Origin of the sequence: Streptomyces sp. NPDC096339, assembly GCF_044762985.1 — a bacterium.
Classification (GTDB): Bacteria; Actinomycetota; Actinomycetes; order Streptomycetales; family Streptomycetaceae; genus Streptomyces.
Genome location: NZ_JBIWFI010000019.1, coordinates 34,318 through 46,045, shown reverse-complemented (window position 1 = coordinate 46,045; position 11,728 = coordinate 34,318). Strand labels below are relative to the sequence as shown.

Genomic DNA, 11,728 nt, shown 5'->3' with positions numbered 1-11,728 from the left:
TCGCTGAGTCTGGTAATAACGGGGCCCCCGATCGTAGAGCCCACTCTTGCAACTTACTGAGGCTTTAGTCAGTTCCCGGTAACCGCCGGAAAGGAGGCAGGATGTTGTCCATGTCCAACGTTTCGCCTTCCCCCGGCACGCCGATGGCGGCCAGCCCGCTCACCCGTGCCTGTCTAGAGATCGACGAGTACGCCGCCGGCCTCGGCTGGGACCAGCCCGCGCGGCTGTTCGCCCTCGTCGACACCGCCAAGCTCAAGAAGCAGGAACCTCGCCTGGCGAGCCAGCTCGGCCTCGACCAGGACGACGCCGGCAACACCTCCCTCACCCCGATCGAGCAGGACGAGCTGCCCAAGGGGACGCCCCTCGACAAGTTCCTGGGCACCGTCGCCTGGCCCGACGCGGTCGTCGGCTGCGCCCTGACGGTGGAGCGGCTGATGCTGCCGCCGTCCGCCGAGGCCTCCGTGCCGGAGGGGCTGAACGACAAGCAGCTGTCGAAGTGGGTCGCCGGTCACCCGGAGCGGCAGGAGGTGCGCCTCACGGTGGCCGTGCTGCGGGACGGGTCGCGCGAGTCGGCCGTACGCCTGCGGGAGAAGGACTCCTCGACGGAGGTCCTCACCGGCGGCGGGCTGGTGCCCGGGCTGGCGGAGGCGCTGGCCGCGACCTTCTCCTGAGCCGTCGAGGGGGTCAGGACCTGGTGACGCCGCACTGCGGCAGCCCGGCCTTGTCCCCCTTGCGGATCTTCTCCAGCGCCTTCGTGGCGTCGTCGATGGTGGACACCTTCACCAGGGTCAGGCCGTCGGGCACGTTCTTGGCGGCCGACGCGCAGTTCTCGGCGGGCGTCAGGAAGTACTCGGCGCCCGCCTTGCGCGCCCCGATGGTCTTCATCTGGATGCCGCCGATGGGGCCGACCTTGCCCGTGTCGTCGATGGTGCCGGTGCCCGCGACGAACTTGCCGCCCGTGAGGTCCTCCGGGGTCAGCTTGTCGACGATGCCGAGGGCGAACATCAGGCCGGCGCTCGGGCCGCCGACGTCGGCGAGCTTGATGTCGATCGTGAACGGGAACGTGTGATCGGTGCCGGCCCGGATGCCGACGATGGCGTGGCCGTCGTCCTCAGCCTTGCCGGCCGTGATGACGATCTTGGTGGAGCCGCTGGGCTCACGGTTCGCCTTGGCCGCCTCGGCCGCTTCCGCGGCGGGCACGATGGTGAACTCGACCGGGTCGCCCGGCTTGTGCTTGGTGACGAACTTGGCCACGTCCTCGGGCGCGGTGACCGGGGTGCCGTCCACGGCCTTGATCACGTCCCCGGCGTGCAGCTTGCCGTCGGAGGGGCTGTCCTTCACGACCGAGGCCACGATCACGCGGGCGGTGACCGGGATGCCGAGCTCCTTCAGGGCCGCCACCTTGGCGCTCTGCTGCGACTGGCTGAACTCCTCGGCGTTCTCCTGGGTGGACTGCTCGTCCGTTTTGCCGTCGGGGTACAGGTTCTCGTGCGGTACGACGATGTTGTCGTCGGCCAGCCAGCCGTAGACCGCCTCCAGCAGGTTCATGTCGTAGTCCGCGCCGGTGACGCGGACCGTCGTCATGTTGAGGTGGCCGCTGGTCGGGTACGTCTTGCGCCCCGAGATGTTGAGGACGGGCTCGCCGTGCGAGTCCCCGAGCGTGTTCACGGTCGGCCCGGGACTCATCTCCGAGTAGGGGACCTTGATGAACACCCCCGCGCAGAGCAGCGCGAACAGCACGAGCGTGGAGGCGAGCATCGTCGCGGTGCGGCGTGGCATGGATCCGACAGTACGGGACGGCCCTGTGAAGCGGCTCCCGGGGCCGGTCCGCGAGGGGCCGGAGCCGGGCCGGAGCACTCGCGGGACGCGTCAGACGGCGTCGGAACCGGAGTGTGCTTCCGCCTTCACCCTGGCGGGATCGGTCTTGCCCATGGCTTCGCGGAACCGCGCGTAGCCCGCCAGCTCGGATATGTCGCCTTGTGTGCGGTCGCGTGCCGCCCAGCTGCCCCATATGCCCGCGCCGATCGCGGCGAACAGCGGAATCAGCAACCACGCCAGAGATGCCATGGGCGTGTCTCCCTACCCCGAAAGTACGTGCCGTTGTGGTGGCTTCAACGCTCGTGCCCGTGGGGGGGTTACGCAAATCGAGGGCGTGTTGCGCGGCCGAACGGGTGCGAGGGTACCCCCTTCCGGGGGCGGCCCTCCGGCCGGGGGTCAGCAGGCGCCGACCCACTCCTCCGAGCCGTCGGAGAACGTCTGATGCTTCCAGATCGGGACCTCGTGCTTGAGGTCGTCGATGAGCATCCGGCAGGCGTCGAAGGCCTCGCCGCGGTGCGGGCAGGACACGGCGACGACGACGGCCAGGTCACCGACGGAGAGGTCGCCGACGCGGTGTACGGCGGCCAGGGCGCGGACCGGGTACTTGGCCACGACGCGCTCGGCGACGCGCCGCATCTCGGCCTGGGCGGTGGGGTGGCAGGAGTAGCCGAGGGACTCGACGTCGGCCCCGCCGTCGTGGTTGCGCACCGTGCCGACGAAGAGCGTCGTACCGCCCGTCGCGTCGTCGCCGACGGCCTGGAAGACCTCGTCGATCGAGAGCGGGGTGTCACGGATCTCGAGCAGCCGGATGGGGTCCGGAGCGGCCTGCTCGCCGGGGTGGTCGAAGTGCGGTGCCATGCCTTCATCGTGCCCTAGCCGCTGACGCGGCGAAATAGCAGGATCCCCCGGCGCGGCCCCGCCCCCTTGGGATCCTCCTACCAAACACCTACGCCCCCGCGGGCACGTCCAGCCTCGCCGGCCTCCGGGGGCACGTCCAGCCTCGCCGGCCTCCGCGGGCACGTCCAGCCTCGCCGGCCTCCGCGGGCACGTCCAGCCTCGCCGGCCTCCGCGGGCACGTCCAGCCTCGCCGGCCTCCGGGGGCACGTCCAGCCTCGCCGGCCTCCGCGGGCACGTCCAGCCTCGCCGGCGTTTGAGGCGCGGGGTCCGGGGCGGAGCCCCGGGAGCCCGGGCGCAGCCCGGGGCCGCTCGCGCGACGGCGCCGCACGGCCGCCCCGGCCCCCGGCCCCGGCAGGCAGGCCGGGAGGGCACCGGGCAGCGCCCGGGTCAGGGCCGGGGTCAGAGACCGCGGCGCCTGCGCGCAGCGCGAATCGCGGCGGCGGCACCCAGCAGCGCGACCGTCGCACCGGCGGCACCCGCGGCGGTGGCGTCCTTGCGGCCCAGCCGCCGCCCCGCGACGGTGTGGCGTCCCGCGACCTCCTGGAGGAGCTCGGCCAGCACCTCCTCGTTCGTCCACCGCGGCCGCCACCCCGCCGCGTGCAGCCCGCTGACGCTGACCACCCACGGGTGCATCGTGTACGCGAGGTCCCCGGCCGGGGACGGCGTGAGCCCGATCCGGTGCAGCCTGGCCGCCGCGCCCAGCGCGACCGCGGACGGGAGCTCCATGCGGCGGATGCCGCTCAGCTCCTCGACCTCCTCCTGCTCCAGCCAGCCCTCGCAGCCCACCGCCAGCTCGCCCTCGACCTTCTCCAGGGCGGCGTACTCCAGCGCGCTGACCAGGTCCTCGACGTGGCAGAACTGCCAGGTCGGCCGGGAGCCGGCCACCACCAGCAGGCGCGGGGACTCGAAGTAACGGGTCAGCGCGGTGTCCGTACCTCCGACGAGGACCGCCGGGCGGACCACGGTCACGTTCAGCCCGGGGTGCGCGCGAGGCGCCCGCCGCCCCAGCCGCTCGATCTCCAGAAGGTCTCCGACGCCGGTCGCCTCGGCGGTGGCACGCAGCTCGGAGTCCTCCGAGAGCGGGATGTCGTTGTCCGGCAGGGCCCCGTAGACCATCGCCGAGGTGCACAGCACGACCCGGTGCACCCCGGCCGCCGCGGCGGCCGTCAGCACGGTCTGGGTGCCGCGCACGTTGTACGCCGTACGGGCCGCCGGGTCGGTCTCCAGGTCGAGGTCCAGCGCGAGGTGGACGACCACGTCGGCGCCGCGCAGCTTCTCGGCGATCGCGGGGTCCCGTACGTCCAGGACGTGCCACTGCGCGGCCGCGCACTCGCCCCGCCGCTCGTCGATCGCGACGACCTGCTTGACCTCGTCGGACTCGGCCAACCTGGTCACCAGGGCAGCGCCCACCCCGGTCGCGGCACCGGTCACCGCGATCACCGGGCCGCGCAGGGCCGGGTTACGCGGCTGGCGAACACCGTCGGGGCTGTCGCCCGGCTCGGGGCGATTTTCCGGGCTGAGCTTGTCCAAAGCGTGCGGATCCGGGGAACTCACCAGGCGTCTCCAGCGGTTGTCTTCAGTAGGGACGCGTCGTGACGCGTACCTACCAGGTGATGTCCATCCTGCCGCAGCCCAGGAGTCGGCGGAGCACCGAGCCCGCAAGCGGCTCGGGTGTCTACGCTGGGTGGTGTTGTCGGACCATTGCCCGTCGGCACCCGCCGGCGGCCCTACGAGCCGAGGAAACCCGTGAGCGACACCCCATTCGGATTCGGCCTTCCGCCGGAGGAGCCGGAGAACGGCGACGAGGGCAAGAAGAAGGGCAATCAGGGCGGTCAGGGCGGCCCGAATCCGTTCGGGTTCCCGGGCATGGGACTGCCCGGCGGCGCCGGCGGCCAGGGCGGCGCGGACAATCCGTTCGCCGCGATGTTCGGTTCGATGAACCCCAATGACCTGGGCGCGGCCTTCCAGCAGCTCGGCCAGATGCTGAGCTACGAGGGCGGTCCCGTGAACTGGGACATGGCCAAGGACATCGCCCGCCAGACCGTCTCGCAGGGCACGTCGGACGGCGTGAAGGACGTGAGCGTCGGCATCGCCGAGAAGTCGGCCGTCGAGGAGGCCGTGCGCCTCGCCGACCACTGGCTGGACGGCGTGACCTCGCTGCCCTCGGGCGCCACGACCGCCGTGGCGTGGAGCCGCGCCGAGTGGGTCGAGGCGACCCTCCCGGTGTGGAAGGAGCTCGTGGACCCGGTCGCCGAGCGGGTCGGCGCGGCCATGGGCAGCGTGCTGCCCGAAGAGATGCAGGCCATGGCGGGCCCGCTGCTCGGGATGATGCGTTCCATGGGCGGCGCCATGTTCGGCCAGCAGATCGGGCAGGCCGTGGGCGTGCTCGCGGGCGAGGTCGTCGGCTCGACCGACATCGGGCTGCCCCTGGGCCCGGCCGGCAAGGCCGCGCTGCTGCCGCTGAACATCGAGAGCTTCGGCAAGGACCTGGGCGTCCCCTCGGACGAGGTACGGCTGTACCTGGCCCTGCGCGAGGCGGCGCACGCCCGGCTGTTCGCGCACGTGCCGTGGCTGCGCTCGCACCTCTTCGGTGCGATCGAGGGCTACGCCCGCGGCATCAAGGTCGACACCTCCAAGCTGGAGGACGTGGTCGGTCAGCTGGACCCGTCGAATCCGGAGCAGCTGCAGGAGGCGCTCCAGGGCGGCATGTTCCAGCCGCAGGACACCCCCGAGCAGAAGGCCGCCCTGGCCCGCCTGGAGACGGCGCTCGCGCTGGTCGAGGGCTGGGTGGACGCGGTCGTGCACGAGGCGGCCAAGCCCCGCCTGACCTCGGCGGACGCGATGCGCGAGACCATGCGCCGGCGGCGCGCCTCGGGTGGTCCGGCGGAGCAGACCTTCGCGACGCTGATCGGCCTGGAGCTGCGTCCGCGCCGGCTGCGGGACGCCTCGCGGCTGTGGGCCTCGCTCACCGACGCGCGCGGGGTGGACGGGCGCGACGGGCTGTGGGAGCACCCGGACATGCTGCCGACGGCCTCCGACCTGGACGACCCGGACGGCTTCGTGCACCGCGAGCAGATGGACTTCTCGGAGCTGGACAAGATGCTCGGCGAGGCCGCGGAGAAGCGCGACGAGGACGGCGGCGAGAAGTGAGCCTGCACGAAGACGCGGTCCTCGTGCTGAAGGCGTACGAGGACCAGCCCGAGCTGCGTGACGTCTACCTGGAGCACCTGGCCGCCCACGAGGACGGGGTCTACAAGCCCTGCCAGGCCGGGCACGTCACCGGCAGTGCCCTGGTGATCGACCCGGTGAGCCGCCGGGTCCTGCTGACCCTGCACAAGAAGCTGGGCATGTGGCTGCAGATGGGCGGTCACTGCGAGCCCGGCGACGAGACCCTGGCCGGGGTGGCGCTGCGCGAGGCCGTCGAGGAGTCGGGGATCCCGTCCGGGCTGAGCCTGCTGCCGGGCGGGCCGGTGCGGCTGGACCGGCATCCGATCCCGGCGCCCTGCAACTGGCACCTGGACGTGCAGTACGCGGCGCTGGCCCCGGCCGGCGCGGTGGCGGAGATCAGCGACGAGTCCCTGGACCTGCGCTGGTTCCCGTACGAGGAGGTGCCGGCGGTGGCCGACGCCTCGGTGGTGCGGCTGCTGGAGGCGACCTTGGCGCGGCTCGGCGACTGAGCCGCGGAGCCTGCGACCGGCGGAGTGACGAAGACGAAGGGGCGGTCCCGAGGTGGGACCGCCCCTTCGTCGTGGCTACCGCGCCGCCCGCGCTAGTTCCAGGCGTTGTTCTGGTTCTGCGCGTGCGCGCCGTGCTGACCCATGCCGAACTGGGCCGCGACGCCCTGGCCGAGCTGGGCGTTCTGCGGCGGCAGTACCTCGCTGGGCTGGACCAGCGCGAAGCCGGTGCCCAGGAAGCTGAGCTCCCAGCCCTCGCCGGTGTTGCCGCGGCGCCGCCAGACACCGGTGGAGTGCGTCTGGGCCTGCATCTGCACGCGCAGCGACGTCGACCAGGCGACGATGGCGTCCGCGTCGGCGTTGACGTACTTGTCGGGCGTGACCTGCATCATCAGCGGCTGACCGGAGGTCATCAGGGCGACCTTGCCCCGGCCGGAGATGTTGAGCTGGTACTTGCCGGAGCCGGAGATCCCGTACTGGCTGTCCACCGCGATGGCCTCGGTGTGCAGCGTGGAGTCCAGGGCCAGGACGTAGCTGCTGTCGACCGTGAGGCCGTCCTGGTCCACGTCCACGACGTGCACGTACTGGGCGAGGTTGGCCAGGTAGACCGTGCCCTGCCCGGAGCAGCGCATCAGGTCGAGACCCTCGCCGGTGCGGGCACGGGCGGTGCGCTGGGTGGTGCTCTGGTACTCGCCGTCGAAGTCGATGATGCCCTGGTAGGCGACCATCGCGCCCTTGCGGGCGAGTACGTCGTCGTGGCCGGTCAGCGAGACCCGCAGGAGCTGCGGGTTCTGGACGGTGTACCGGTCCTGGGACTGCGCCTCGGCGTGGGCGAAAAGTGAGCTCTGCATGGTGTGCCTTCTCCCCCTCAGCCCCGGGCCCGGAGCCGGTCGGTGCTGTCCTCGCTGGGCTGTACGACGACGATGCCCTGGCCGGAGAAGGCCATCTGGTAGGCCTCCCCGCTGCCCCGGCCGATCAGGGACGAGGCCTTGAAGCTGCGCTTGCCCTTGACCTTCAGGTTCGGGGACCAGGCGACGAGCGCGTCGGGGTCGACGTACGTCTCGTCCTCGCCGCGGCCGCAGTCGACCACGATCGGGGTGCCGCGGGAGGTGATGGCGACCCAGCCGGTGCCGGCGACCTGCACGTTGAACAGGCCCTGGCCGGCGAACTTGGCCATGCCCTTGACCCGCTCGACGCCCCACTGGAGGTGGGCGTCGAAGGCGAGCAGGTTGGTGCCGTTGACCGAGAGGGCGTCGTTGTTGAGGTTGATGACGACGACGTCCGCGCCGTAGTCGGCGAGGTAGAGCAGGCCGTCGCCGGTGCACTTCATGAGCGGTGCGCCTTCGCCGGTGAGCCACTGGGAGGCCATCTGGCGGACGGCCGGCGGGTTGGGCTCGTACTGGACGAAGCCCTCGTAGGCGACCATCGAGCCCGTGCGGGCGAAGAGGTCCTGGCCGCTCTGCATGGCGACCTTGAGCATGGCCCGGCCGTGGTTCTCCATGCGGGCCGTGACGGGGGTCGGGGCGTAGCCCGCGAGCTGCTGGTTCGTTGCGTTCATGTCGGGCTCCCTCAGACCTCGTACGGCTGGACGACGATGAAGTTGCCGGGAGCGCCGCGGAACTGGAGGTTCACGGTCTCCCCGCTGTGGCCGGGGTAGGCGTTGCGCCGGAGCCGGACCTGGCTGGACAGGATCACCTGGGAGGCGGCCGACCACGCCACGATGGCGTTGCTGTCCGCGAAGGTGGTCGGTGTGACGGGCAGGACGACGGGGACGCCTTGCGTCTTGACGATCACGGTGCCGGTGCCCTGGAACTGCATGGTGAACAGGGCGCCGCCGGGGATGCCGTGGCCCTCGATGCGGCGGACCTCGTGCTGGAGCGACTCGTCGAAGGCGAGGACGTTCTCCGCGGAGACGCAGATGGCGTCGCCCTGGAGTTCGATGGCGTGCAGGTGGGCGCCGTTCTCCGCGAGGAAGACCTGGCCGCGGCCGGTGCAGCGCATGAGCTGCATCTCCTGGCCGGTGGCGTTGCCGACGATGCGGCCGGCGAAGCCCGCGCCCTTGTAGCTGAAGTCGACCTTGCCCTGGTAGAGGACCATGCTGCCCTGGCGGGCGAGGACGGCCTGACCGCCCATCGCGAGGTCGACCCGCATGAGCTGCTGGTTCTGCGGGGTCCAGCGGCTGCCCGTGGGGGCTTCCTTGTACGGCTGGAGGGCGGCGGCGAGGCCCGCGCCCGCGGCGGGGGCGGCCTGCTGGGGGTAGCCGGGCTGCTGGCCGTACGCGGGCGGCTGCTGGCCGGGGACCTGGCCGTACGACGGCTGCTGGCCGTAGCCCGGCTGCGGCTGCTGGCCGTAGCCCGGCTGGGGCTGCTGGCCGCCGTAGGACGGCTGCTGGCCGTAGGGCGCGGGGGCCGGGGCGGGCGGCGGCGGGACCTGCCCGTAGGGCTGCTGCGGCGGCTGGCCGTAACCCGGCTGCTGCGGCGGGACCACCAGCGGCGCGGCCATCGTGGGCGCGCTGTGCTGCGGGTACGCCTGCGGCTGCGGGGCGGGGGCCGGCGCGGCCGGGGCCTGACCGCCGTAGGAAGGCGCGGGGGCCGGGGCCTGCGGGGCCTGCTGAGCGGGCGCGCCGAAGGCGGGTGCCGGGGCGGCCGCCTGCGGCGGCGCGGCGAATCCGGGCGTGGCCGCGGCCTGGGCCGGGACCTGCTGCTGCGGCTGCTGCGGCTCCTCCTCGGCGACCTCGCCTCCGAAGTTCTTCAGGAGCGCCTCGAGTCCGCCGTCGAAGCCCTGGCCGACGGCCGCGAAGCGCCAGACGTCCTTCAGGTAGAAGTCGCCGAGCATGACGGCCCGCTCGGTGCTGAACTCCGAGCCGTTGAACGAGTACCGGACGACCTCTTCGCCGCCCGCCACGATCCGGATGTAGCCCGGGCCGATCTGCGACATCTGTCCGGCGCCGTCGATGGTGGCGGTGAAGGACAGCTTGTGGATGTTCGCCGGGATGCGGTCCAGGGTCACCCGGAAGGATTCCGAGTCGCCGGACTGCGCGCCGAGGAGCTGGATGGACTCCTCCGGCGACTTCGGCTGGTTGAAAAAGACGAAGTAACGGTCGTCCGACAGCTGTTCATTGGCGTCGAGGCCGAAGCAGCTGATGTCGAAGGTGAGTCCGGGTCCGGAGATCTGGACGCCTACGTACAGATCCGTGCCCGCCGTCAGATCACTGATCTTGGCCTTGTGGCCTCGTTGGAATTCCCTGGCCATACGTAACGACCGTCCCCCATCCCGACTGTGAATACGTGCCGCTCAGGCTAACGGCAACTTCCGACATCCGGCCAAGCCGGTACCGACCCGGTACATATCACGCCGCGCCGCTCCGGACCTATTCGTCTCGGGCTGCGGGGACCTTCGGCAGCCTCTCGGCCGCGACCACGCCCTCCAGGTATCCGCGGGCCCGCTCGGTCTTCGGGTAGGCCTCCAGCAGCTCCCAGAAGCGGGGGCCGTGGCCGGGGACCAGGAGGTGGGCGAGCTCGTGCAGGAGCACGTAGTCGACCACGTACTCCGGCATCCCCTGGAGGCGGTGCGAGAGCCGGATGCTGCCCTCGGCCGGGGTGCAGGAGCCCCAGCGGGTGTTCTGGTTGGTGACCCAGCGGACCGAGCGCGGGCGTGCGCGGCCGCCGAAGTACTGCTCGGAGAGACGCTCGGCGCGCTCGCCCAGTTCCGCGTCCCCGAAGGTGCGTTTGCCCTCCTGGGCGGCGAGCTTGTCGAGCATGACGCCCACCCAGCGCCGCTCCTCCGCCTCGGACATCCGGGCAGGGATGAGGACGACCGTACGGTCACCCTCGCGGTAGGCGGATACGGTCCTGCGGCGGCGCGCGCTCCGGCGGACTTCGACGGCGCGCTGCGTTGGGTCGGCGGACACGCCACGACGGTACCGGGTCGCCGTCGCAGAAGTCCCGCTCGTCCAGGGTTCGAACATGATCGATTCACGGCGGGCCCGCAGAGCATCCCTTTTCTCCATCTCATATGCCTAATACCTCTCGCCTGTGGACAAATTTCTGCGGGGAATTCGGCGGGCGGGCACTGTTGCGGAAGTGGCCGCGCAAGACGCGGAAATCGAGGTCGGGATCGGGGGAGGCCGCAGATGTATCCGAAGGTGAAGCCGGCGCTGGCGCGGGCTTGGCGGGATCTGCAGACGGTGCAGTTCGGGGTGACCCCGGCGCACGCGGTGGTGCTCGGGCCGGTGGACACGGCGACGGGCGCGCTGATCGACCGGATCGACGGGACGCGGGGGATGGAGCTGCTGCGCGCGGAGGCCGCGGCGATGGGTCTGCCGGACGGTCAGGCGGACGAGGTGGTGCGGCGGCTGGCGGGGGCCGGCCTGATCGACGACGTCACGGCGGGCGGCCCGCGGGCGCAGGCCGTGCGGGGGCGGCCCGAGGCCCTGGAGCGACTGGGGCCCGATCTGGGCTCGCTGTCCCTCGTCCTCCGAGAGCCGGGAGGGGACTTGCGGGGCGTGGCCGCGCGCCGGGCGATACGGGTCCAGGTGCGCGGGAGCGGCCGGGTGGGCGCGGTGATCGCCTCGGTCCTGGCGGGGGCCGGCGTGGGCCGCGTCGAGGTCCTCGACGGGGGGCGCGTGGAGCCGGCCGATGTGGCGCCCGGCGGAATCGGGCCCGGTGGGGTGGGCCGGCTGCGAGCGGAGGCGGCCGGGAAGGCGGTGCGCGAGTCGGCGCCGGGCCCCGCCCCGAGGGCCGGGGAGCACGCGGGGACGGAGCCCGGGCTGGCTCTGGTGGTGGTCGCGCCCCGGGACGGGCTGGGGGCCTGGGCTCCGGATCCGGAGACCTCGGCCGGCTGGGTCGCCACCGGTATCCCGCACCTGTTCGCGGGAGTGCTGGAGGGCACCGGGCTGGTGGGGCCGCTGGTGCTGCCGGGGGCCACGGCGTGCGCCGGGTGCATGGAACGCGAGCGCGTGGACCGGGATCCGGCCTGGCCGAGGATGCTGGTGCAGTGGAGATCGGCGCACCGCCGTCGCGCGGGCGCGGCGTGCGACCTGGGGCTGTCCACGGCGGTGGCCGGCCTGGCCGCGGCCCACGCGCTGTCGTTCCTCGACGGTGAACTCCCCGCCAGCACGGGCTCGCGTTGGGAGGCCGCCCTGCCCTCCCTGTACTGGGAAGCAGCCCAGGTGCGCCCGCACCCTGACTGTCCGTGCGGGGCGAGCGCGGCCCGTCCAGCGGTACTGGAGCACGCGGGAGGAGTATCGGGAGCGGACCGGCAGGGAGGGTCATGACAGGATGCGTTGGGTCCGCCGGGCCGGAGGGCGGGCCAGAGGCTGCCACTTGCGGCGCAGCTGT

12 protein-coding genes are annotated in these 11,728 nt (G+C 72.3%); 4 read left to right on the top strand and 8 right to left on the bottom strand.

Annotated elements, in window-relative coordinates; translation table 11 throughout:
- Nucleotides 1-101: 101 nt before the first annotated feature.
- Nucleotides 102-671 carry a PPA1309 family protein gene (locus ACIQ5Y_RS23270; RefSeq protein ID WP_403883552.1) on the top strand — a complete coding sequence of 190 codons (570 nt, stop codon included), beginning with the start codon at nucleotides 102-104 and terminating at the stop codon, nucleotides 669-671.
- A gap of 13 nt (nucleotides 672-684) precedes the next feature.
- On the opposite strand, the gene ACIQ5Y_RS23265 is transcribed toward ACIQ5Y_RS23270, so the two are convergent.
- The 4 genes from ACIQ5Y_RS23265 to ACIQ5Y_RS23250 form a co-directional block, all read right to left on the bottom strand.
- Nucleotides 685-1,779, bottom strand: coding sequence for a PDZ domain-containing protein (locus ACIQ5Y_RS23265; protein ID WP_403883549.1), 1,095 nt, complete (start codon nucleotides 1,777-1,779; stop codon nucleotides 685-687).
- A gap of 90 nt (nucleotides 1,780-1,869) precedes the next feature.
- A complete protein-coding gene (locus tag ACIQ5Y_RS23260; RefSeq protein WP_403883546.1) occupies nucleotides 1,870-2,067 on the bottom strand; it encodes a hypothetical protein in 198 nt (65 codons plus the stop codon).
- A gap of 147 nt (nucleotides 2,068-2,214) precedes the next feature.
- Nucleotides 2,215-2,676, bottom strand: a complete 462-nt coding sequence (locus ACIQ5Y_RS23255; protein WP_403883544.1) for a molybdenum cofactor biosynthesis protein MoaE — start codon at nucleotides 2,674-2,676, stop codon at nucleotides 2,215-2,217.
- A gap of 438 nt (nucleotides 2,677-3,114) precedes the next feature.
- Complete coding sequence (locus tag ACIQ5Y_RS23250; RefSeq protein ID WP_403883541.1) at nucleotides 3,115-4,269, bottom strand: SDR family oxidoreductase; 1,155 nt, start codon at nucleotides 4,267-4,269, stop codon at nucleotides 3,115-3,117.
- Nucleotides 4,270-4,461: 192 nt separating this feature from the next.
- Here ACIQ5Y_RS23250 and ACIQ5Y_RS23245 point away from each other — a divergent pair, with 192 nt between their 5' ends.
- Nucleotides 4,462-5,865 carry a zinc-dependent metalloprotease gene (locus ACIQ5Y_RS23245; protein WP_403883538.1) on the top strand — a complete coding sequence of 468 codons (1,404 nt, stop codon included), beginning with the start codon at nucleotides 4,462-4,464 and terminating at the stop codon, nucleotides 5,863-5,865.
- On the top strand, nucleotides 5,862-6,392 hold the full coding sequence (locus ACIQ5Y_RS23240; protein WP_403883535.1) for an NUDIX hydrolase: 531 nt from the start codon (nucleotides 5,862-5,864) through the stop codon (nucleotides 6,390-6,392). The genes ACIQ5Y_RS23245 and ACIQ5Y_RS23240 overlap by 4 nt, the downstream gene beginning before the upstream one ends.
- Nucleotides 6,393-6,484: 92 nt before the next feature.
- On the opposite strand, the gene ACIQ5Y_RS23235 is transcribed toward ACIQ5Y_RS23240, so the two are convergent.
- From ACIQ5Y_RS23235 to ACIQ5Y_RS23220, 4 genes are all read right to left on the bottom strand, one after another.
- The gene (locus tag ACIQ5Y_RS23235) at nucleotides 6,485-7,240 is read right to left on the bottom strand and encodes an AIM24 family protein (RefSeq protein ID WP_403883532.1); all 756 of its coding nucleotides are present in this window, start codon (nucleotides 7,238-7,240) and stop codon (nucleotides 6,485-6,487) included.
- A gap of 17 nt (nucleotides 7,241-7,257) precedes the next feature.
- A complete protein-coding gene (locus ACIQ5Y_RS23230) occupies nucleotides 7,258-7,947 on the bottom strand; it encodes an AIM24 family protein (RefSeq protein WP_403883529.1) in 690 nt (229 codons plus the stop codon).
- An 11-nt stretch (nucleotides 7,948-7,958) separates the two neighbouring features.
- Complete coding sequence (locus tag ACIQ5Y_RS23225) at nucleotides 7,959-9,641, bottom strand: TerD family protein (protein WP_403883526.1); 1,683 nt, start codon at nucleotides 9,639-9,641, stop codon at nucleotides 7,959-7,961.
- Between the two features lie 118 nt (nucleotides 9,642-9,759).
- The gene (locus ACIQ5Y_RS23220) at nucleotides 9,760-10,356 is read right to left on the bottom strand and encodes a M48 family metallopeptidase (RefSeq protein WP_403883780.1); all 597 of its coding nucleotides are present in this window, start codon (nucleotides 10,354-10,356) and stop codon (nucleotides 9,760-9,762) included.
- Nucleotides 10,357-10,521: 165 nt separating this feature from the next.
- On the opposite strand from ACIQ5Y_RS23220, the gene ACIQ5Y_RS23215 reads away from it, so the two are divergent.
- Entirely contained in the window at nucleotides 10,522-11,664 is a 1,143-nt protein-coding gene (locus tag ACIQ5Y_RS23215) for a ThiF family adenylyltransferase (protein WP_403883523.1), read from the top strand.
- Nucleotides 11,665-11,728: the final 64 nt, after the last annotated feature.